At 60.9% G+C, this 20,504-nt stretch carries 17 protein-coding genes and 1 riboswitch; of the genes, 7 read left to right on the top strand and 10 right to left on the bottom strand.

Annotated features, from left to right (window positions below; genetic code table 11):
* Position 1: 1 nt before the first annotated feature.
* Positions 2-724: a GNAT family N-acetyltransferase gene (locus tag ACSQ36_RS37505; protein WP_436186018.1), complete on the bottom strand. Its 723-nt coding sequence runs from the start codon at positions 722-724 to the stop codon at positions 2-4.
* A gap of 173 nt (positions 725-897) precedes the next feature.
* Here ACSQ36_RS37505 and ACSQ36_RS37500 point away from each other — a divergent pair, with 173 nt between their 5' ends.
* The gene (locus tag ACSQ36_RS37500) at positions 898-2,373 is read left to right on the top strand and encodes a PLP-dependent aminotransferase family protein (RefSeq protein ID WP_436186464.1); all 1,476 of its coding nucleotides are present in this window, start codon (positions 898-900) and stop codon (positions 2,371-2,373) included.
* Between the two features lie 1,111 nt (positions 2,374-3,484).
* Here ACSQ36_RS37500 and ACSQ36_RS37495 read toward each other — a convergent pair.
* The 9 genes from ACSQ36_RS37495 to ACSQ36_RS37455 form a co-directional block, all read right to left on the bottom strand.
* Positions 3,485-4,540 carry an ABC transporter substrate-binding protein gene (locus tag ACSQ36_RS37495; protein ID WP_436186017.1) on the bottom strand — a complete coding sequence of 352 codons (1,056 nt, stop codon included), beginning with the start codon at positions 4,538-4,540 and terminating at the stop codon, positions 3,485-3,487.
* 74 nt (positions 4,541-4,614) lie between these two features.
* On the bottom strand, positions 4,615-5,502 hold the full coding sequence (locus ACSQ36_RS37490) for an ABC transporter ATP-binding protein (RefSeq protein ID WP_436186016.1): 888 nt from the start codon (positions 5,500-5,502) through the stop codon (positions 4,615-4,617).
* Positions 5,496-6,587 (bottom strand): ABC transporter permease, encoded by a 1,092-nt coding sequence (locus ACSQ36_RS37485; protein ID WP_436186015.1) that lies wholly within the window; start codon positions 6,585-6,587, stop codon positions 5,496-5,498. Before ACSQ36_RS37485 ends, ACSQ36_RS37490 begins: the two co-directional genes overlap by 7 nt.
* Before the next feature lie 174 nt (positions 6,588-6,761).
* Positions 6,762-8,207 (bottom strand): NAD(P)-binding domain-containing protein, encoded by a 1,446-nt coding sequence (locus tag ACSQ36_RS37480; RefSeq protein ID WP_436186014.1) that lies wholly within the window; start codon positions 8,205-8,207, stop codon positions 6,762-6,764.
* Between the two features lie 209 nt (positions 8,208-8,416).
* Positions 8,417-9,238 (bottom strand): transporter substrate-binding domain-containing protein, encoded by an 822-nt coding sequence (locus ACSQ36_RS37475; protein WP_436186013.1) that lies wholly within the window; start codon positions 9,236-9,238, stop codon positions 8,417-8,419.
* Entirely contained in the window at positions 9,235-10,857 is a 1,623-nt protein-coding gene (locus ACSQ36_RS37470; RefSeq protein ID WP_436186012.1) for a rhodanese-like domain-containing protein, read from the bottom strand. The genes ACSQ36_RS37475 and ACSQ36_RS37470 overlap by 4 nt, the downstream gene beginning before the upstream one ends.
* 33 nt (positions 10,858-10,890) lie before the next feature.
* The gene (metC, locus tag ACSQ36_RS37465) at positions 10,891-12,078 is read right to left on the bottom strand and encodes a cystathionine beta-lyase (RefSeq protein ID WP_436186011.1); all 1,188 of its coding nucleotides are present in this window, start codon (positions 12,076-12,078) and stop codon (positions 10,891-10,893) included.
* Positions 12,078-12,704, bottom strand: a complete 627-nt coding sequence (locus ACSQ36_RS37460) for a cysteine dioxygenase (protein ID WP_436186010.1) — start codon at positions 12,702-12,704, stop codon at positions 12,078-12,080. Before ACSQ36_RS37460 ends, metC begins: the two co-directional genes overlap by 1 nt.
* Before the next feature lie 32 nt (positions 12,705-12,736).
* Complete coding sequence (locus ACSQ36_RS37455; RefSeq protein WP_436186009.1) at positions 12,737-13,630, bottom strand: amino acid ABC transporter ATP-binding protein; 894 nt, start codon at positions 13,628-13,630, stop codon at positions 12,737-12,739.
* A 384-nt stretch (positions 13,631-14,014) separates the two neighbouring features.
* Here ACSQ36_RS37455 and ACSQ36_RS37450 point away from each other — a divergent pair, with 384 nt between their 5' ends.
* From ACSQ36_RS37450 to ACSQ36_RS37425, 6 genes are all read left to right on the top strand, one after another.
* Positions 14,015-14,797: a transporter substrate-binding domain-containing protein gene (locus ACSQ36_RS37450; RefSeq protein WP_436186008.1), complete on the top strand. Its 783-nt coding sequence runs from the start codon at positions 14,015-14,017 to the stop codon at positions 14,795-14,797.
* A 1-nt stretch (position 14,798) separates the two neighbouring features.
* Positions 14,799-15,542, top strand: a complete 744-nt coding sequence (locus tag ACSQ36_RS37445) for an ABC transporter permease subunit (RefSeq protein ID WP_436186007.1) — start codon at positions 14,799-14,801, stop codon at positions 15,540-15,542.
* Positions 15,532-16,338 (top strand): amino acid ABC transporter permease, encoded by an 807-nt coding sequence (locus ACSQ36_RS37440; RefSeq protein ID WP_436186006.1) that lies wholly within the window; start codon positions 15,532-15,534, stop codon positions 16,336-16,338. Before ACSQ36_RS37445 ends, ACSQ36_RS37440 begins: the two co-directional genes overlap by 11 nt.
* Positions 16,339-16,483: 145 nt before the next feature.
* The gene (gene tauA, locus ACSQ36_RS37435) at positions 16,484-17,503 is read left to right on the top strand and encodes a taurine ABC transporter substrate-binding protein (RefSeq protein WP_436186005.1); all 1,020 of its coding nucleotides are present in this window, start codon (positions 16,484-16,486) and stop codon (positions 17,501-17,503) included.
* Complete coding sequence (locus ACSQ36_RS37430; protein WP_436186004.1) at positions 17,500-18,291, top strand: taurine ABC transporter ATP-binding protein; 792 nt, start codon at positions 17,500-17,502, stop codon at positions 18,289-18,291. Before tauA ends, ACSQ36_RS37430 begins: the two co-directional genes overlap by 4 nt.
* Before the next feature lie 35 nt (positions 18,292-18,326).
* Positions 18,327-19,142, top strand: a complete 816-nt coding sequence (locus tag ACSQ36_RS37425; RefSeq protein WP_436186463.1) for an ABC transporter permease subunit — start codon at positions 18,327-18,329, stop codon at positions 19,140-19,142.
* A gap of 1,143 nt (positions 19,143-20,285) precedes the next feature.
* Positions 20,286-20,459: riboswitch (FMN riboswitch) on the top strand.
* The last annotated feature ends 45 nt before the right edge of the window (positions 20,460-20,504 follow it).

The raw sequence follows: 20,504 nt of genomic DNA, 5'->3' as shown, positions 1-20,504 counted from the left end.
CTTAGGCTGCCTTGGATAGCTGAGCGCGCAGGTCCGCCAGCGACTTGCGCTGCTGCCCTTCTGCATCGAAGTTCTCCGGCGCGAGCCATTGTTCGAATGCGGCACGCACCGTGGGCCATTCGCTGTCGACGATTGAGAACCACGCAGTGTCCCGTGTCCGTCCCTTGTAGAGCACGGCCTGCCGGAAAATGCCCTCGAACTGGAAACCCAGCCGCGCAGCCGCTTGTCGCGAAGGCGCGTTCAACGCGTCGCACTTCCATTCGTAGCGGCGGTAGCCGAGTTCATCGAACGCATGTTTCATCAACAGGTACTGGGCTTCCGTCGAGATCGGCGTACGTTTGAGCAACGGCGAGAACGCCACGTTGCCGACTTCGATAACCCCATTGGCCCGGTCAATCCGCATCAGCGACAACGTGCCGATCGCGGTTCCCCTCTTCAGGTCGATGACCGCATAGTGCTGGGGATCGGGACTGACTGCGGCCCGTTCGACATACTCGCGATAGCTCGCTGCATCGTCGAACGGGCCTACCGGCATGTAGGTCCAGTCACGGCCGTCCGGGGCCTGGCTAAAGGCGGTGAAGAGGTCGGCTGCGTGGTGCGGTTCGAGCGGCTCAAGCCGGCAATACTGTCCTTCGACAGGATTGCGCGGCGGATGCACCCGCGCAGTCCAGTGGGGCACGGACTCGCCAACGGGTTGCTGATACTGATTCAAGGTGCTGGGCATAACGGTTCCTTGCGGCTTGGGACGGTCGTAGAGCAGGAGCTTACGCAAAACGTGGGTGAAGCCATGTGCTAACGTACGCGCATCATGGAACCTTAGAAAGTGCCACATTCTGTATTTTTCATGGCTCCACGCTCATGGCTCCGCCTGCTGCCATGCACTTCTCCATTGCGCTTATGACAACCGCTGCTTCGTCGCCTGTACCGCAAACCCTGCTTGAGGCTCCGCTCGCCAAAGGTCCCGGCGCGGCACCCATGCAGCGGCAGTTGCACCATCGATTCAAGGAAGCCATCCTCGGCGGCCACATTGCGCCGGGAAGCCGCCTGCCGGGCTCGCGCGCGCTGGCTGAGGCGCTGGCGATCTCCCGCAACACGGTGACTGCCGCGTACGACCTGCTGGCGGCAGAAGGGTATGTGCAGCCTGACCGGCAGGGCACGCGGGTAGCGGCGTTGTCGCGTCCGGCGCCGCCGCAAGGCAGGCGCAATGCCCCGGCTGCGCCGGCCACCTCGCAGCGGCTGATGCGCATTCAGGCCACCGCGCCACCGGCCGAGGGGAACGCTGCATTGCGTCCGGGTGTTCCCGCCTTGTCTCATTTCCCGCTGGCTGCGTGGCGCCGTGCAATCGACCGTGCCATTCGAAACGCGGGGTCATCGGCTCTTGGTTATGGGGACCCTCCGGGCGAGCCGGCATTGCGTGCGTCGATTGCGCGGCATCTGGGTATCGCCCGGGGTGTGCGATGCGAACCCGCTCAGGTCGTCATTACCGAGGGGGCGCAAGAAGCGCTTTCGCTATGCGTGCGCTTGCTGACCAATGCCGGCGATACGGCATGGATTGAAGACCCGGGTTATCGGGGAGCGAAGGCGGCGATGCGCGCGGGCGACCTGCGCATGGTGCCGATGCGCGTTGACGCCGATGGTCTCATCGCCGATGAAAGCGACTGGAAGTCGCGGCCGCCACGGCTGATCTACACGACGCCTTCGCATCAATATCCCGCAGGCGCGGTGCTGACCGTCGCGCGCCGGCTTGAGCTGATTGCGCAGGCTCAGCGTCATGGTGCGTGGATCATCGAGGACGACTACGACAGTGAATTCCGGCACGCGGGTGAGCCTATTGGTGCCATGCAGGGATTGGTGACGCAGGCGCCCGTGCTGTACGTGGGCACGTTCAGCAAGACGATGTTTCCGTCGTTGCGCCTGGGGTTTCTGGTCTTGCCCGAGACCCTGGTGGCACAGATGCGTGCGCCGCTGGACGACATGCTGCGAGGCGGTCACCGTTATGAACAGCTTGCGTTGGCCGAGTTCATCGAAAGCGGTCAGTTCAGCCGGCATTTGGGCCGCATGCGGCGGTTGTATCGCGACCGGCAGCATGCGTTGAGAGAAGCGTTGATCCGGCACTTGCCTATGACGCATGTCATTGAGGGTGGGTATTGTGGCTTGCACTTAACGGTACGGTTGCCGGCGTGCTATCCCGACCGCGAGATTGCCGATGCGGCACGGCGGCACGGCATGGCGCCCGGGCCGTTATCCGGTTTTGCGCTGCAGCCCATGCCCGAGGATAATGGGCTCGTGCTGGGGTATGGGAATACATCGGCGGAGTTGTTTGAGCCTTTGGTCAGGCTTCTGGCTAGGCTGGTTCTTGAGGTGAAGGTCTAGGGTTTTTCGCTCGCGCCGGTGGACGGTTTTTGGGGGTTTGGGGGGCGGTTGGGGTTGGGTTCGGGTTCCATGGTTAGTGGTCGGGGTCTATGCCGGGGTGGTCGGTTCTGGGGTTAGTGGTCGGGGTCAATGCCGGGTTGGTGCTTTCGGCCGTGGTGGTCTGCGAGAGTCGGATTTTCTCTTTATCACTATTAGCCACTGTGCGTGGCGGCACGTCATTTCTTTGTCCAAAGCGACAAAGAAACGAAGCAAAGAAAGCGCTTTTAAAACACGCTACCCTAAGTGTCCACAGCGTGCAGTTTCTATTCATAGGTGCCCCAAAAGCACGGTGCTCGCCAGAGCCACGGATGTGTGAAACCCTCCTTCTCCGAACACCGATACCCACACGCTTCGCCACCAGTGATTGAACCTGCCCAAGGGGCACCCCGCGCTATCCGCGGACAACCTCCCTCCAAATATGTACGCGCCTCGAACCACGTTGCCAACCCTGCTGAAAACGAGGTCGCGAAGATGCGGGCGGCCGTAACCGACGAAAATAGCCGTACAGAACGCGCAGCCAATTCACAAAAACTGAAGCAGTAAACACAAAACGCATCAAGCTGTGGCCAATGAATACGGTCGCACAACCAGGTAGCTAACCTGTTAAAAAATCGCGGCCGTAAATATCCGTAAGGCCGTGCGGGTTCCTTAGCAAGCGTGCTTGCCCGAGAGCGTACGGGGCGAAGCGTGTTCGTGTAAGGATTCGCGAGAAGGAGGGTTTCACACATCCTTCGCTCTGGCGAGCACCGTGCTTTTGGGGCACCTATGAATCAAAACTGCACGCTGTGGACACTTAGGGTAGCGTGTTTTAAAAGCGTTTTCTTTGCTTCGTTTCTTTGTCGCTTTGGACAAAGAAATGACGTGCCGCCACGCACAGTGGCTAACAGTGATAAAGAGAAAATCCGACTCACGCAGACCACTAACACTGAAAGCACAACCCGGCATTGACCCCGACCACTAACGCCGAAAGCAGCCCCCCCAACATCAACCCCGACCACTAACCATAGGAACCCGGACCAACCCCAACCGCCCCCCAAAAAACCGTCCACCGGCGCGAGCGAAAAACCAATCTCTAAACCAACACATCCGAGAACACCCGATTAGCAAAGTGGCTCGAATCCGTGCTGCCATTCAACACACCCACGGTCTTCAAGTCGTCCGCGTACAGCGCAATCTCCTTCTTGAACGCATCCCCCGTCGGATGATGATGATCCGTGTGACTCTTGAGCATGGCGGTCAGCTGCGCCACGTCAGCTTGCGGCGCGTACTGCGCAAAGATAGTCGCCGCTTCCGCAGGATGGTTCGCCGTCCATTCAGTTGCGTCGAGCAAAGCCTGCGTCAATGCCTGCGCCGTCGCACGATCTTTCCTCACCAGCGTCCCACGCACGCCAAGCACGCAGCACACGCGCGTCTGATACTCACCGCACAGGTTGTTCGACACCTCATAGAGATGGTCCGATTCCCGCAGCATCCAGATGGTCGGATCGCCGTCCGCTATCGCGTGGATCTCGCCCTTCTTCAATGCCTCGCCCAGCAAGTTGGCGGGATACTGACGCCACTGAACTTCGTTATCCGGATCAATGCCGATCTTCTTCAGCGTGATAGCAAAGAAGTTCTTGGCCGGACTCGCCATGTCGCTCACGCCCACTATCTTGCCGCGCAAGCCGGGCAGATCGACAATTCCCGAACTGCGCGTCGCGAGCAAGCGCATGCAGCCACCGTGAATGCCGGCAGTAAGCTTGACGTCGAAACCCTGTTCCAGCGGCTTGATCCAGCGCAACGCCATGCCAACGCCCGCATCCGACTTGCCGGTTGCAATGGCTTCGAGCAACTGGTCCGTGGACCCAGCGAAGTTGATCAGCTCAACGTCCAGGCCACGCTTGGCAAAGAAGCCCTGCTTGACCGCCACCGGTACCGGCGCCGTACAAATCGCACCGGCATTCCACGATAACTTCAACTGTTTCAACCGGCTGTCGTCGGCACGGGCAGGCAATCCTGCAAGACCAAACGATGCCCCGCCAAGTGCCGCCGCACCAGCAGTCCATGCGGTCTTGCGCAGCCACGCGCGGCGCGAAATATTCTCCGGCACGACGGCTTTTTCGCCATCATCGGCATCAGGACGATTCATCAAACATTCTCCACGGGTCGTTCGTTATTGATATTTTGTCTGTGTGATTTTGATCAGGAAACTCACTTGCCACCTCAAGCAACCAGACCAAGTAACGCAAGCACTTCGCGCCTGAGTTCAACCAGCTTGGGATCGTCTCGATGCCGCGGATACGGCGCGTCATTGCGCACTTCCGCAGTCACCCTTGCCGGTCGCTCACTGAAAACAATCACCCGGTTTGCAAGGAACAACGCCTCTTCCACATCGTGTGTCACAAGCAGCACGGAGAAGCGCGCGTCCAGCCACAACTTCACCAGCTCGCCTTGCATCCGCAGCCGGGTGAGAGAGTCCAGCTTGCCGAACGGCTCATCGAGTACAAGCAACTCGGGATCGTTGACAAGCGCGCGCGCCAGCGCAACACGCTGCGCCATGCCTCCGGACAACTGATGCGGGTAGGCGGCCGCGAAGTCGGTCAGACCGACCAGTTGCAACGCGGCGTCTATACGCTGTTCCGCCGAACGCTCGCCATCGGGAAGAGACTCGACCGAGCGAGCCCGGCTCCACGGAAACCGCCGCCGTCTGCGCTGCGCCTCGGGTCCAAGGCCAACATTGGCGCGTACCGTGCGCCACGGATACAACGTCGGATCCTGAAACACCACGACCCGCGACGGGTCCGGACCGCGTATAGCCACCCCGTTCGACGACACCGTGCCAACCGCAGGGGCATCGAGTCCGGCCACGAGCCTGAGCAAGGTCGACTTGCCACAACCGCTGGGCCCGAGCAATGCGACGAACTCACCCGGTGCAACCGAGAAGCTGACATCGTCGAGAACCGGCAGCGCCGCGCCGTGCAGCGAGAACCGATGACTCACGTCGCTGACGTCGATACGCGCGCCGGTTGCCGCGGCCTTGAATGCCGGCTGCGCGGCTTGCGCCGATTGCGCCGATTGCGCCGATTGCGCAACACCTTGCGTGCTTACCATTTCAACAACCCCTTCTGCCAGGCAAGTAACCGGTCTCTAAAGCGGAACAGCAACGTGATCAGGCCCGAGCACATGAGCGCCATGACCAGCAACGCCGCGTACATGTTCGAGTAAGCCGCCCATCCCTGCGCCCATTGCAAATACCAGCCGAGCCCGGCTTTCACACCCATCATCTCCGCCACGATCAGCACGGAAAACGACGCCCCCAGTCCCATGAAAAGTCCGACGAATACGGACGGCAACGCCGCCGGTATCGCAACCTTCAGGATCAGAAAACCGGGCCGTGCGCCAAGCGTCCGGGCGATGTCGTAGAACGCGCTGTTGACGCCGGCCACGCCCGACCACGTAAGCACCGCCACGGGAAAGCCGGTGGCGAGCGCAATCAGGAACACGCTGGCGCTAAAGCTCGACGGAAAGAAAAAGAACGCCAGCGGTAACCAGGCGGTAGCCGGCAACGGACCGATCAGCCGCAATACCGGATGCAGCCAGTACCCCACTGCTCGCGACCAGCCGATCCCGACTCCTGTCACAAAGCCCACTATCGCTCCGATCACATAACCATAAGCAAGCAATCCGAAAGAATGGGCGACGCTTGATCCGAGGCGGGGGAAGTCATCGAAATAAACGGCGATCAGTGCTTGAGGGGGAGCAAAAAACGGCCGAGGCAGCCATTCGAGTTTCGCGGTGAGTACTTCCCACGCCGTCACCGCCACCGCGAGCGCAACGAGCCAGGGCATGGCCGCAAGCCAGCGTTCAGCGCGTGATTGAGGCGCATCGGCCTGGCGCGCCAGGAGGCTTCTGCGCGCTGCCACACCTATCAGCAACGCCGTCACCGCGAGCACCAGCTTGAGGACCAGCAGATGACCGGTGTAGGGCCACTCGTCCGCGTCAGGCCACCAGCGCGTCAAGCCGGCGCTGGCGAGCCATGCCAGTGCTGCCAGCCATGCGGGCAACAGGCTCTTGCCCGCCTCGCTCGAAGACGCCGCGCTCACGCGGGCCGGTTGCGTCCGGGTGCTCGCCGCATGCGGCTGGAACCCGACGCTGGGGTGTCCGGAGGCTGGATCGAAATGAGGAGTGCCGGACATGATGGGGAAGGCCCTCGTTACGTTGAAAAAACCTGTGCACACGCACTGGAGCCGGATTTTCGAAAACGCGTTATCTCGCTACAAACGCTAAGACTAGCGACGCTTCGACCGCTTAACAATTATTCGTTTGCGATATGTTTATGAGGCCACGTGCTTTATCGATTGCATGAACGTTCAGACGATATCGGCCTTCTCTCCTTGCCACACACTATGCGCATAGAGCGTCTCGTTGAAGTCGGGAGGCACCTCGCCATTCAGGCGTTCCTCGTGGCGATCGAGATCGGCAAGAAACAGATCGCGGCTGATCCGGCTCACCACCGCCGGGATATCGCGCTTCATGCTCGGCACGTCGCCTACCGGCACACCGGAGCTGACGAGGCCCGCAGGGTTGTAGACGTGAAGGTTCGCGAGATACGGCGCCGTTCCGGGGATTTTCTCCAGATACTCGAGCGCTGCACCAAGGTAGGGATGAGCACCGAGATAGTCATCGCGCTCGCTATCCGCGGGGACATATCGGTCGCGCCACAGCAGGATGTCTTTCGATAATGCTGAAAGCTCAGGACGCACAGCCGGGTCGACAAGATAGCCGGTACCCGCGATTGCAAAGTCGAACCGGAAGTGCTCGTTGCCTACCTGGGCCGCAATATGCCCGCCCTCCGCGCTTGTGTGACTCCAAACCGCGCCAAGATGCAGATGAAAGTTCGGATGCTTCGTCACGCGCCCCACTGCGTCGACCGGAGGCGTTGAACCTGCCCGCCGGAAGCGCAATGCCTGACGCCAGCGCAAGGCGTCCGGTAACTGCGGGTAGTTGTCGTACGCACCGGGGTACGCTCGGGTACGCGTGATAGGCACGGCGGGAATCGCGGGGCGGCGCACAAAGAGATGCACCTGCCCGGCGCCCGCTTCGAGTGCCGTAGCAGCGGCGTCGAAAGCGGACGCCGCACCGCCGATCACCGCCACCGCTTTGCCACGCAGTGCAGTGAAATCGATAGGCTCGGAGGTATGTGCGTAGAGCGAGCGCGGCAGGTTCTCGTATAGCACAGCCGGTATCTGTGCAGCGCCATTACCCGCTACGCCGTTGCACAGGATGACCTTGCGTGCCGTCTCGACATGCTCGTCACCCTCCGCGTTCAGCAGGCGCAACCGGAAGTGCGAGTCCACCGGTTCAATCCGCGTGAGACGCGTGGCATAACGAATCGGAATCTTCAGGAAGTGTCGATACCACCCAAGATATTCGGCCCAGCGCACGCGAGGAATCCGGTCGATATCCGCATAGGCCGCCGCGCCCCAACGCGCTTCGAACCATGCCTGGAAGCTCAATCCCGCCACGCTGAGTTCCGGCCCCGTCAGCGTCTTCGGCGTACGCAATTTGTTCATGCGCGCCCGGTTGAGCCAGACGCCCGCACTCGCTTCGTCGGCTGCCGCATCGATCACCGACACCTTGCCGATACCCGCGCGCCGCAGCGCGAACGCAAACGCGGCGCCGGTCTGTCCGCCGCCAACGATCACGACGTTGTGGTCGATACCCGCGCGGTCCGGCACCCAGTTATCAGGGTCGGGGCCTAGCAGGCGCAGCGCGTCGAGCGCGTTTGCATCGGGATTGGCGGCTGTGGTTGTCATTGCGCGGGTTGATCAGGAAATGGAGGGATGGTCGAGATATTGAAAAGGGACGCGCGCGCTGGCAACCAAGCAATTCACCTTTGCTTAGACGCTTTTTACGGAAGGGCCGGGAAGGTGTGCTTGCCGTTGGGCCCGGACTATGCGCTCTCCAAGCGGACCGGGTTATATCTGTCAGATGCATGCACGTTTGTGCCTGGTGCTGCTTTATTTCACTTGGACGAATATTCCCGATGCCACGCGAGCAATTGCTTTGAGGGAGGCATGTGCCACTTATTGCCTTCATCGATGAGAAAACCGCTTCGGTGCCACTCCTTCACAATCTTGTCCAGCGCCGCCACGGTGTCCGTCTCACCCTTGCGCACCCAGATCACCGACGGTGAAGGAATCAGTTGGTCAGGCATCGGTGACTCATAGTCCTGCCACTCGCCAGAGGTGCTGGCGAGCCGGGCCTGGATGCCGGGCGTAACATGGACCGACGCCACGCACGTCCCGCCGCGCAACGCCAGCAATGCTTCGGGCATGCCCTTGAAACCCTTGACCTGTGCCCCGTATTGTTCAATCAGCGGACGCGTGTAGTTGCTGCCTTGCGAGACACAGACAGGCTTCCCGCGCAGATCGCTCCAGTCGTGAATACCCGACCCCTTGTGAACCATGGCCGAGCCACCGATCTCCTCGAAGGGCGTAGGCACGTAACTCAGTATCTCGTCGCGCTCTTTCGTGTACTGCATGCTCGCGATCAGCGCATCGACCTTGCCCTGCTGAAGGAATTGCACGCGGTTCGGAGGCGTGACTTCCACCACTTCAAATTTCACGCCGAGTCGTCTGGCAAGGTCCTGCGCAAGTTCGACGTTGTAGCCGACAGGCTCGCGAGTCTGCGGGTCGAGTGAACCGTAGGTGCCGTCGAGCACGACCCCGACGGTGAGTGTGCCGCGTGACTTGATCCGGTCGAGGGTGGCATCGGCGTGAACGGCTTGCGAGAGTGCAAGCGCGGTCAAGGTAAAGCTTAAGAAGGCGGCGAAGCGAAATCTCATTGGCTGGGACTTTCCGTGGCGGGTGCATCGATACGAAAAACAGCGAGTTCATCAGGTGCGCATTGCGCGATCAGACCGGTCTCCCAGTCGAGATACTGGCGAGCGGCGTCGAGGTTGCCATCGTGACGATCGTGGACAAAGAACAGATAGTCGATACGCGCTGCATCGGCGGGAACATCGGGCGTCGATGCCAGCGGCAAGCCCGCTTTCTTCCAGGTATCGATTCCATTCGCGGCGAGATAAAGCGACGTGAAACCCAACTCGCGCAAGTCGGTTGCGGCAATGTCCGCTATCGCAGGTTCATCCGCGAATAGCAGCAGCGTGTCGCCCGGTGTCGCCTTGAGCGCGGCGAGCGTTTTCGCGAGTTGCGGACGAATCGACCAGTGCGCACCAGCAGCATGTTCCCGCCGGTAGGCTGTGCTCGATCGCAAATCCAGCAGCAACACATGGCCCGTTGCGGCTTCGCGCAAACCGGCTGTATCGAGCAGCGGCAAGGACGATTGTGCCGATGCAATCTGCCTGACGCGTTGCAGCGTAGTTGCATTGGGGGCATCGATCAACGCGGCATCGAAGCCCAACTGCACGAGCCATGTAGCAATCACAGGAGCGCGCACGCCGTCGTAATCAACCAGCAGCACGCGGGCACGCCGCACGCCAATGGTCTGGTCAGTTGCCTGTACTAATTGCCCTCCCGGCGCGTGGACGGCACTCGGCAGGCCGTCCTGCGCGAACTCTTCCGGCGTACGGACATCGATCAGGAAGGTCGTCCGGTGCGGATCATCGAGCCATTCTTGCGCGGCGGAAGCATCGAGCGTTGCAACGTGGAAGCGCGCAGCAAGCTTGGCCGCGCGCGTTTGCGCGTCAGCGACCGCCGCTTCGTTCAAACCCTCCGGGTAGCGGCGCTCACTGCCATGTTCGAGCTTGAGTCCCGCGAGCGCCCAGCCTTGCGTGCCATTCTCCAGCGCGATCACCGGATTCGGCACGCCAAGGTTGCGCAAGGTCTGAGCACCGATAATGCTGCGCGTGCGCCCTGCACAATGAATCACGATCGGTGTGGCGGGGTCGGCTACAAGCGTTCCGATCCGATACGCCAGCTCGCCGTTCGGCACGGGAATAGCACCTGGGATCGTCATCTTTCGATGCTCATCGAGCGTCCGTCCGTCGAACAACGCATGAGCGCGTCCTTCTTCGATCAGAACCGCAAGCTCTTCCGGCGATAGATGCGGTGTGCCATACGCGTGTTCAACGAGTTCGCCAAAGGTCTTCGATGGCAGATTTACGCCTTTAAATAACGTATAACCCGCCGCCAGCCAGCCGCTGGCGCCGTCACGCAGTACGGAGACTTTCGTGTAACCGAGCGCTCCCAGGCGACGGGCAGCGAGTGCCGCGATACCTTCGCCGTCGTCGAGCAAGACGATTCGCGTGTCGGGTCTCGGCACCATCCGGGGCGCATCAATTTCCAGCCGGCTATAAGGCAACGGGATCGCGAAGAACGGATGCCCTTCACCGAACTGCCCGGCTTCGCGGACATCGAGCAGGGCGATTTCGGCTTCATCGTTAAGCCATGCGCGGACAATGGATGCATCGACGTAAGCCACATCGTTTAGGATTGAGGTCATTGGAGAAGGGCAGGAAAAAGAGGTGGACAGCGTTCAGGACAGCACGCTGCGAAACGCTTGTGCAAGGTCGAGGATTAGATCGTCCGCATCCTCCAGCCCAATATGCAACCGGATCACGGCTTCCTGTCCCTGCCAATAACTATGGGAACGCAAACGCCGTGGCGGTGCGATCAGCGCAAGGCTTTCATAACCGCCCCATGACGCGCCAATGCTGAATAGGCGCAACTGATCGATGAAAGCAGCAGCGTGGCTAGTATCGGCGTCACGCAAGGCGAACGAGACAAGCCCGTTCGCGCCGTGGAAATCGCGCGACCACAATGCGTGTCCGGGATCGGTGGCCAGCGCCGGATGGAAGATGCGCGTGACCTGGCGCACACGTTGCAGATACGACGCGACGGCAAACGCGCCGCGTGCGTGTTGTGCAAGGCGTACGGGGAGCGTACGGATGCCGCGCAATGCAAGATAGGCATCGTCGGCGCTGACGCTTAAGCCCAACGCGTCGTGGGCCTCTCTTAAGCGCTGCCCGATGGCTGCATCGGCGGTTGATACCGCACCTTGCATCAAGTCCGAGTGTCCGCCGAGATACTTGGTGACAGCCTGGATGGAGACATCCGCGCCCAGCGCGAGCGGTTGATAGAGCAAGCCCGCGCCCCACGTGTTATCCGCGGCGAGCAGGACCCCTTGCTCGTGAGCAAAATCCGCAAGTGCGGGGAGATCGATGATCTCGTATAGAAACGAACTCGGCGACTCTGCGTAAATCAGTCGCGTATTGGCTTGAAGCAACTTATGCGGCAAGCCATCGGCTGCGCTGAAATAGCTGAATGCAACACCCAGCCGCGTAAGCAGCGGTTCGATCCGTTCGCGCAAGGGGCCATAGACACCGTCGTGAACCAGCACGTGATCCCCCGGCGACAACAAGCCGATGAACACCAGTGAGATTGCCGACAAACCTGAAGGCGCAAGCAGCACATCACGCCCCCCTTCCAGTTCCCCGATAGCCGCTTCCAGCGCCCGGTGTGTCTGCGTGCCATGCCGTCCATACGTGCTGATGGCCTCACCGGCCTCGCGCCGTTTATGAAGCGCCGCGTGGCTCAACGTGTTCTCGAAACGAACCGTGCTCGTGCGTTCGACCGGTACATTGACCGGTGCGGCGCCATCGATGAACGCAGGCGCACCGGCACGCATCAGGCGCGTCGCTTTACGCAGCAGGGGCGGACTCATCAGCCAACCGCCTGCGTGCCACTGTGCAGATGGGTCGTGTTGTAGCGCACTACACGCCCGGTATCGAGTTCATATCCGAGGCGGCCAGAGAGGGTTTCCAGCGGCCGCCCATAGAGATGAAAATGCAAGGTGGGTGTTGCACCCGTCACGTGGATGCTATGAATGTCTTCAGGCAGGAACGCGATCGAGGTACCCGGACGCACCACGACTTCCCGCTCGAGATCGAGCGTGGCGCGTTCGGGGTCCGTACCGTCGTCGGTACGCTTATAGACACGATTCAGTTCCTCGCCATCGAGCGCCGCGATGACTGCCCACGTATCGTGGTTATGCGGAATAGTAGTCTTGCCGGGCAGCAGCGAGTTGAGATAAAGCGCGAACCCGTCCTCGCCGGGATTCAGCCTGTATCGCGTCGACGTATCGCCGCTGCCTGCTTGCGGCGGCGGGAAATCCCCTGCAGTGAACAACTCGGCGTGATGCGCGGCGAGCGCCTGCAGGCGCTCGCTGATAGCATCGAGCGCAGCGCGGGTCACGCCCTGCTTCGCCACAATATGACGTACATGGTCCAGCAATGCGGCAACAGCGGCCTGGCGTTCGCCAATCTGATCGGGTGCGGAGGTTGCGGTCATGTCGGGATAGGGTCGTAAAAGTTTTGCAGGAGTCAGGTGCCGGCCAAAGCGAGAGCGGCACCGCTTCGCGAGCGTTTGCGCAATGCGCGCCGGTCCTCGCCGCGTGCGCGTTGAAGAAACAGGCGTGTGCGTTCGTTCTCCGGTGCGGCGAAGATTTGCGACGGTGCGCCGTGCTCGACAATCAAGCCACCCTCCGTGAAAAACACTTCATCGCTGACATCTTCGGCGAAACGCATTTCATGCGTGACCAGCACACAGGTCTGGCCGTCGTCGACGAGTTCGCCAATCACCGTGAGCACTTCGCCCACTGTTTCCGGATCCAGCGCAGACGTCACTTCATCGAAGAGGATCAGGTCCGGGCGCATGGCAAGTGTCCGCGCAATAGCGACACGCTGCTGCTGGCCTCCGGACAGCTCGCCCGGGTATGCATTGGCCTTGTCAGCCAGGCGCACCTTCGCCAGCAGAGCGTGCGCGTCGTGCTCGGCTTCGGCGCGACTGCGTCCGAGCACGCTCATGGGCGCGATGGTCAGGTTGGCGAGCACGTTCAAGTGCGGGAACAGGTTGTATTGCTGGAACACAAACCCAATGCGCTTGCGCAGCGCTATTTTCTGCGCGTCGGTGCGCTGCGCGCGGACATCGATTCCGTCGACATGCACGTCGCCCTGCTGCGGCGAGATAAGGCCGTTGATCACACGCAAGAGCGTCGACTTACCTGAGCCGGACGGCCCGATGATGGAGACGGCCTCGCCTCGCCGCACGCGCAGATCGATACCTTTGAGCACCGGCACTGCGCCGTAAGAGAGGTGGACATCGCGCAATGAAACCAGCACTGGATCAGCGCTCCCGTCGACGCCCGATCGTGCCGGCGCAAGGCCAAGCGATGAAGCTTCCTGAAGCGGATCGAGCGCAAGCGCCAGCAGACTCATGCGACCTCCACAGAAGTTTTTACAAGGGCCCTGACGGCGCGTTTCGAAAGAATCAACTGTGTCATCGCGGGGTTCCTTCTCAAGCGCACGAAAGCATGCTGGAGCGAAGATTCTAAGAACCATGCCGCTTTTCGATAACCAAGCATTCGTCGAATCGATAGCAGCCTCCTTGCTAAAGATGCTAGAGATGCCCCCGAATGCAACTACTCCCTGCGTACTTTTCTAAGTCCTTAATCCACCGGTCTTATGATTTGCTTAGCAGTTTCGCTTCCTTGGCGACGCGCGGGCGCTTACCTATTCTATTGGGCTCTTCTGCCGCTATTCACCGCTATGATCCTGACGAACTTCCGCTGCCTGCTTAGATCCGTCGTGCTGGCATCGGCCATGGCCTTTTCCCTGACTGCACACGCGGACGCGACCCTGGACAAAATCAACTCCCGCCATGAACTCACCGTGGGTGTGTTGATCGGCGGCAGTCCGTTCGGTTCACTCGATCCCGCGACGCAACAGCCGCGTGGTTTTAATGTTGACCTGGCTAACGAACTCGGTAAAAGGTTGGGCGTGAAGGTGCAGTTGGTGTCCGTGTTGCCCTCCACACGGGTTCAGTTTCTTCAGCAGGGCAAGGTCGACATCCTGATCGCAAACATGGAGTACAACGCCCAGCGCGGCGAGATGCTGGACCATGTGCCCACGCCCTACTATCGCGTTGGCGGAACGGCAATCACGCTTAAAACAAGCGGTATTACGCGCTGGGAAGATCTGCGCGGCAAGCCGGTTTGCATTTCGCAGGGCAGCAGTTACATCCGCCCGATAGTGGAACGCTACGGCGCGATCCCGCGCGCCTTTCCGGGCGCCTCCCAGTCGCTGCTGGCGCTGCGCGGCGGTAGTTGCATCGCAGCCGTCCATGACGCTGCGCCACTGCTTTATCCGCTGCTGCAGAGTGACCCCGAGTGGCATGACTATCGCGTCCTGCAGCCTGAGCTGGAACCCGCACCGTCGGTGATCTGGGTGCGTCAGGGCGAACACGATACCGCCGCCAAACTCGATACATTCGTGCGCGACCTGCATCGCAACGGCTGGCTTATTGCAACCGAGGCGAAGAACGGGCTCAACCCGCCGTCGCCCGCACTGGCTGAATGGCATCGGCAATTGCCCGTGGAGAACTAGCATGGACACGCTGCTGCACGGCTTCGTCACGGCAACAGCGCGTCTTGGGCTCGACTACCGCTTCCTGCTCGACGACTACGAGCGCGTGCCGTTCGTGCAGGGTCTGGGCGTGAGCATCGAGATCATTGTTTCGACCATGACGGCCAGCGCCGTTGCAGGGCTCGTGTTGCTGCTCGCACTGCGCGGCCGCAACCGGCTGGTTTCCGGACTGGCGCGCGGTTTCATCGAAATCACCCGCAATACACCCACGCTCGTACAGCTCTACTGCGCGTTTCTCGTGCTGAACATGCTGATCACGCAATGGCTGCATGCACGCGGTATCGATAACCCGTTCAAGCCGTTCTTCTGGGTCGTACTTGTACTGTCGCTGCATAAAGCCGCATTTCACGCCGAAGCGTTGCGCGCCGGCTTCGACGCACTGCCCTCTCAAACGCTTGAAGGTGCGGCCTCGCTCGGTTTCAGCCGTGCCGCGCGTTTCTGGCGCATCGAGCTGCCGCTCGCGTTACGCGCGGCGCTGCCTGCGCTCGTCAACAACATGGTGGAACTGGTGAAAGCGTCGGCGGTGGCATCGGCTATCGCCGTGGGCGATGTCACCTACCAGTCCATCATGATCTGGACCCAGCGCGACAACGTGCTCGCTTTAATGCTGCTGATTCTCGCGTTCTTCGGCGTGCTCACCTGGCTGGTCACGCTGGCCGGCCGCTGGCTTGAACGTCGTTACAGGATTCCGGGTTATGGCTACTGATTCTGCGTCAGCCACGGGCAAGCTCGCTGGCACGCGCTTGCCGCCCGGCATCTATGCCGTGCTTGGCATTGTCGCGGTGGGCGCCACTTTGTGGTCACTCGCGCCCGAAGCAGGCTCGCGCGGCGAGACGCTGGCACGTCTCGCAGAATGGGCTCCGGCGCTGGCCCACGGCTTTGCGATGAACGTGCTTATCAGTATCGGCGCGATTTTTATAGGGACATTGATCGGCCTGCTTGCGGGTGCCCTGGCGATGTCTAAATCCTTCGCCGGGCGGTTGGCAAGACTGTGGATTGTCGCGTTTCGCAACGCCCCATGGCTCGTGCTGATCTACTTCACAACCTACGTGTTCCCCTTCGAGATCCACGTTTTCGGCACTACCGTACCGTTCCCGGACTGGCTAAAGGTGATGCTCGGGCTTGCTCTGCCAGCCAGCGCGAACATAGCGGAAGTATTTCGCGGCGCGGTTGCTTCCATTCCTTCAGCGCAGTGGGAAGCGGCGGCTTCGCTCGCGTTTTCCCGTTCGCAAATCCTGCTGAAAATAGTCGTGCCGCAATGCGTTCGCCGCATGTTGCCACCATGGATGAACGTGTACGCCATCATCACCATGGGCACCGCGTTGTCGTCGCTGGTGGGCATTCATGACCTGCTCGACACCGCGCAGATCGCCAGCAGCACGGTCGCGCGCAGCAGCTTTACGGTGCTGACCTACGTCGCGACGCTCGTGATCTTCTTCGCCTACTGCTATCCAATTTCGTGGCTCACGCGCACGTTCGAAAAACGGCTGAGGACCGCGTAAAGCGCGGGCTCGATACTTCCGGCACAACGTGCAAAGCAACGCTTGAGCGACGTCATTTGCAACGCACGAATGCTTCTAACCGCTTGCGCGCGGATTGCTTATAGTCGAAAGCCTCTCATGAGACACACTTGAACCGGGGCTTCCGATGAAACGCTTTCTCTCCTCCCTGCGCGCGTGCGCCGGTGTTGCACTCTTCGCCGTGGCCGCGAGTGCCGCTCACGCGCAGTCGCGTGAAGTCGTGATCGGTTACCAGGACATGGTCGTACCGTGGCGTTACGCTCAAGTGAGCGGCGCAGTGGAAAAAGCGACCGGCTATAAGGTGACGTATCGCAAGCTTGGCAGCGGCGCCGATGTGATCCGCGCGCTGGCATCCGGTTCCATTCAACTGGGTGAAGCCGGTTCCAGCCCGATCGCGGCCGGCCTCTCGCAAGGGGTGGACATCTCCCTGTTCTGGATCCTCGACAACATCAACGACGCCGAAGCGCTCGTTGCCCGTGACGGCTCCGGCGTGACCAGGATAAGCGATCTCAAGGGCAAGAAAATCGGTCTGCCGTTCGTCTCCACCTCTCACTTCCACGCACTTGTCGCGTTGCAAAATGCCGGCGTCGATCCGTCTACGGTGAAGATCCTGAACCTGCGGCCACCTGAAGTGGCTGCAGCGTGGGAACGCGGTGACATTGACGCCACCTATATCTGGGACCCGGTGCTGGCGAAGGTCAAGAAGAACGGCAAGGTGCTGATTACATCGGGTGAAGTCGCGAAGGAAACCGGCAAGGCAACCTTCGACGGTTTCGCTGTCAGCCGCAAGTTTGCGCAGGATAACGATGCATTCGTGACGGGTCTGGTCAAGGTGCTCGCCGCCACCGACGCCCAGTATCGCGATCACAAATCTGCCTGGACAGCCGGGTCGAAGGAAGTCGAGGATGTGGCGAAGGAATCGGGCGCGACCGCTGCCGACGTGCCTGCCAGTCTCGCGCTTTACGCCTTCCCGACACTCACCGAACAGGCTTCACCGGCCTGGCTTGGCGGTGGTGCTCAGTCGGGCGCCGCGAAGTCGTTGGCGGCCACTGCGGCCTTCCTGAAGGCGCAGGGCACGATCCAGAACCTGCTGCCTGACTATTCGGTCGGCGTCGACCCACGTTTCGTACAGCAAGCATTGCGATGAGCACGCTGGACATTCGCGGCCTCGGCGTGACCTATGAGGGCGCGGCGACGGCCGCTCTGGAGGGCGTCGATCTGCAGATCGACAGTGGCGAGTTCGTGGTTGCGCTTGGCGCCTCCGGATGCGGCAAGACAACGCTGCTGAACTGCCTCGCCGGTTTCATCGATCCGACTGCTGGCGAGGCGCGGCTGAACGGTGAACCGATCGTCGGGCCCGGTGCCGAACGCGGTGTCGTGTTTCAGAAATATGCGTTGATGCCGTGGCTCGATGTGATTGATAACGTCGCGCTCGGACTTCGTTTTCAGGGTGTGGGCCGCACGCGGCGTCGTGAGATAGCGCGTGAAACGCTGGCCCTCGTCGGTCTGGAAAAACATGCGGATGCGCGAGTCTACGCGCTTTCGGGCGGCATGCAGCAACGTGTTGGAATCGCACGCGCGCTTGCGAGCGATCCGCAGGTCCTGCTGATGGATGAACCGATGGGCGCGCTTGACGCACTTACGCGCGAGACCATGCAGGAGCTCGTGCTCGATGTATGGGGCCGCACCCGCAAGACTATTTTCTTCATCACGCATAGCGTGGAAGAAGCGTTGTTCCTGGCGACGCGGCTGGTTCTGATGACACCGGGTCCTGGCCGGATCGCCGAGAGCCACGCGTTGCCGTTCGCGCGGCAGTTTCTCGAATCGCGCGATGCACGCGCGGTGAAGTCATCGCCTGCGTTCATCGAATGGCGCGAGCGGCTGGTTCGGCGACTGCATGGCGGGTCCCACGCTACGCTGCAGGAGGTAGTCTGATGAGTTCGATCGACTCGCTGCCACCTGCTGCCGCCATGTCGCAAGCCAAGCGCAGACGCAAGCCACGGCGTGGTCTTCCCGGCGAGGGCCCGACCGCGGTCCTGAGTGCGGTGTCGGTCGCCGCTATTGCCTTGCTGTGGTGGGCGGCAACGGCTTTTCATTGGGTGCCGCCGCTTTTCCTGCCCTCGCCGCAGGCGGTGTGGAGTGCGTTCATTGACGCGTGGAATGGCCGTATTCAAGGCGGCCTGCCGCTGTCCGAGCATTTGCTGTGGAGCGCTATTCGCGTCTTCGGCGCGTTCGCGCTGGCGAGCGTGACGGCCGTGCCTGTCGGCATTCTGATGGGGGTGAGCCGCATCGCGCGGGGCCTGCTCGATCCGCCGCTGGAGTTTTATCGGCCGCTGCCGCCGCTCGCGTATTTACCGTTGGTCGTGATCTGGTTTGGTATCGATGAAACCGCGAAGCTGATCGTGATCTATCTTGCCTGTTTCGCGCCGATCGCGATGGCTGCACGGGCAGGTGCGCGGAGCGCTACCGCTGAGCAGGTGAACGCAGCGTATTCCCTTGGCGGGAGCTTTGCGCAGGTCGTGCGGTTTGTTGTGCTGCCGGCTGCGTTGCCCGAGATCCTGACGGGCTTGCGGATCGCGATTGGGTTTGGCTGGACAACGCTGGTTGCGGCCGAGATGGTGGCGGCAACGGCTGGGCTTGGGCAGATGGTGCTCAACGCATCGAGCTTTCTCAGAACCGATGTGGTGGTGATGGGGATTGTGTTGATCGGATTAATTGCATGGACCTTCGATCTCGGTATGCGGGCGCTGGAGCGACGGTTAGTGCCCTGGAGGGGGAAGGCTTGACGAGGGGTGGTTTGCTCGCGCCGGTGGACCAGGGTTTTGGCGGGTTTGCGGGCGGCGGTCGGGGTGGGGTCGGTCGGTGCTGGGTTTCAGGGTTAGTGGTCGGGGGTCTATGCCGGGGGGGTCGGTTCTGGGGTTAGCGGTCGGGGTTGGTGCCGGGTTGCTGCTTTCAGTGTTAGCGGTCTGCGAGAGTCGGATTTTCTCTTTATCACTATTAGCCACTGTGCGTGGCGGCACGTCATTTCTTTGTCCAAAGCGACAAAGAAACGAAGCAAAGAAAGCGCTTTAACCGCTCTACCCTAAGTGTCCACAGCGTGCAGTTTTGATTCATAGGTGCCCCAAAAGCACGGTGCTCGCCAGAGCGGAGGATGTGTGAAACCCTCCTTCTCCGAACACCGATACCCACACGCTTCGCCACCAGTGATTGAACCTGCCCAAGGAGCACCCCGCGCTATCCGCGGACAACCTCCCCACCAAATTTGTACGCATAACGAACCATGTAGCCAACCCGCCAAGAAACGCGGCCGCAAAGATGCATGGGGCCGTAGCCACGCAGACAACGCGCAGACCGCGCCGCTAACTCAACAAGACGTGAAGCCGTAAATATGCGTTCGCCCGTGTAGCCCACAAAAAAAGCAGCGCGCGCTCGGCCAACGCACCAAGAAACGCGGCAGCGAATGCGTGTGAGGCCGTGCAGGTTCCTTAGCAAATGTGCTTGCCCGAGAGCGTACGGGGCGAAGCGTGTTCATGTCAGGATTCGCGAGAAGGAGGGGTTCAAACATCCGGCGCTCTGGCGAGCACCGTGCTTTTGGGGCACCTATGAATCAAAACTGCACGCTGTGGACACTTAGGGTAGCGTGTTTTAAAAGCGCTTTCTTTGCTTCGTTTCTTTGTCGCTTTGGACAAAGAAATGACGTGCCGCCACGCACAGTGGCTAATAGTGATAAAGAGAAAATCCGACTCTCGCAGACCAATAACGCGGAAAGCACCAACCCGGCACCGACCCCGACCACTAACCCTAAAACCTAGCACCGCCCCACCCGCCGCCCCAAACCCCCACCCCCCGTCCACCGGCGCGAGCAAAACCCAATCGTGTATTCGGCACATTTTTAAAAATCATGATAATTTACGTTCCGTTCACTAAGAACAAGTTCTCGGGGCGGGGCGAAACTCCCCACCGGCGGTAATCGCGTACAGCGTGTGCGCGTAGCCCGCGAGCGCTTTGTGTGTTGCCCTGAAAAACACGGCAAAACACAAAGGTCAGCAGACCCGGTTTGATCCCGGGGCCGACGGTCATAGTCCGGATGAAAGAGAACGGGACGGCGTGCGTCCCTCTGCGCGAAAGCATGTGCGTTGAGGAACCAT

Origin of the sequence: Caballeronia sp. LjRoot34 (genome assembly GCF_964253815.1) — a bacterium.
GTDB lineage: Bacteria > Pseudomonadota > Gammaproteobacteria > Burkholderiales > Burkholderiaceae > Caballeronia.
The sequence above is the reverse complement of the archived record's forward strand: the minus strand, read 5'-3'. Positions and strand labels throughout refer to the sequence as shown.

What these genes read in the sequence shown, in the direction of transcription:
- ACSQ36_RS37475 (WP_436186013.1), bottom strand. Translation starts at nt 9,238, where the DNA reads ATGAGATTTCGCTTCGCCGCCTTCTTAAGCTTTACCTTGACCGCGCTT.
- ACSQ36_RS37490 (WP_436186016.1), bottom strand. Translation starts at nt 5,502, where the DNA reads ATGGTAAGCACGCAAGGTGTTGCGCAATCGGCGCAATCGGCGCAATCG.
- ACSQ36_RS37470 (WP_436186012.1), bottom strand. Translation starts at nt 10,857, where the DNA reads ATGACCTCAATCCTAAACGATGTGGCTTACGTCGATGCATCCATTGTC.
- ACSQ36_RS37430 (WP_436186004.1), top strand. Translation starts at nt 17,500, where the DNA reads ATGAGCACGCTGGACATTCGCGGCCTCGGCGTGACCTATGAGGGCGCG.
- metC (WP_436186011.1), bottom strand. Translation starts at nt 12,078, where the DNA reads ATGAGTCCGCCCCTGCTGCGTAAAGCGACGCGCCTGATGCGTGCCGGT.
- ACSQ36_RS37455 (WP_436186009.1), bottom strand. Translation starts at nt 13,630, where the DNA reads ATGAGTCTGCTGGCGCTTGCGCTCGATCCGCTTCAGGAAGCTTCATCG.
- ACSQ36_RS37460 (WP_436186010.1), bottom strand. Translation starts at nt 12,704, where the DNA reads ATGACCGCAACCTCCGCACCCGATCAGATTGGCGAACGCCAGGCCGCT.
- ACSQ36_RS37500 (WP_436186464.1), top strand. Translation starts at nt 898, where the DNA reads ATGACAACCGCTGCTTCGTCGCCTGTACCGCAAACCCTGCTTGAGGCT.
- ACSQ36_RS37485 (WP_436186015.1), bottom strand. Translation starts at nt 6,587, where the DNA reads ATGTCCGGCACTCCTCATTTCGATCCAGCCTCCGGACACCCCAGCGTC.
- ACSQ36_RS37480 (WP_436186014.1), bottom strand. Translation starts at nt 8,207, where the DNA reads ATGACAACCACAGCCGCCAATCCCGATGCAAACGCGCTCGACGCGCTG.
- ACSQ36_RS37440 (WP_436186006.1), top strand. Translation starts at nt 15,532, where the DNA reads ATGGCTACTGATTCTGCGTCAGCCACGGGCAAGCTCGCTGGCACGCGC.
- ACSQ36_RS37450 (WP_436186008.1), top strand. Translation starts at nt 14,015, where the DNA reads ATGGCCTTTTCCCTGACTGCACACGCGGACGCGACCCTGGACAAAATC.
- ACSQ36_RS37505 (WP_436186018.1), bottom strand. Translation starts at nt 724, where the DNA reads ATGCCCAGCACCTTGAATCAGTATCAGCAACCCGTTGGCGAGTCCGTG.
- ACSQ36_RS37445 (WP_436186007.1), top strand. Translation starts at nt 14,799, where the DNA reads ATGGACACGCTGCTGCACGGCTTCGTCACGGCAACAGCGCGTCTTGGG.
- tauA (WP_436186005.1), top strand. Translation starts at nt 16,484, where the DNA reads ATGAAACGCTTTCTCTCCTCCCTGCGCGCGTGCGCCGGTGTTGCACTC.
- ACSQ36_RS37495 (WP_436186017.1), bottom strand. Translation starts at nt 4,540, where the DNA reads ATGAATCGTCCTGATGCCGATGATGGCGAAAAAGCCGTCGTGCCGGAG.
- ACSQ36_RS37425 (WP_436186463.1), top strand. Translation starts at nt 18,327, where the DNA reads ATGTCGCAAGCCAAGCGCAGACGCAAGCCACGGCGTGGTCTTCCCGGC.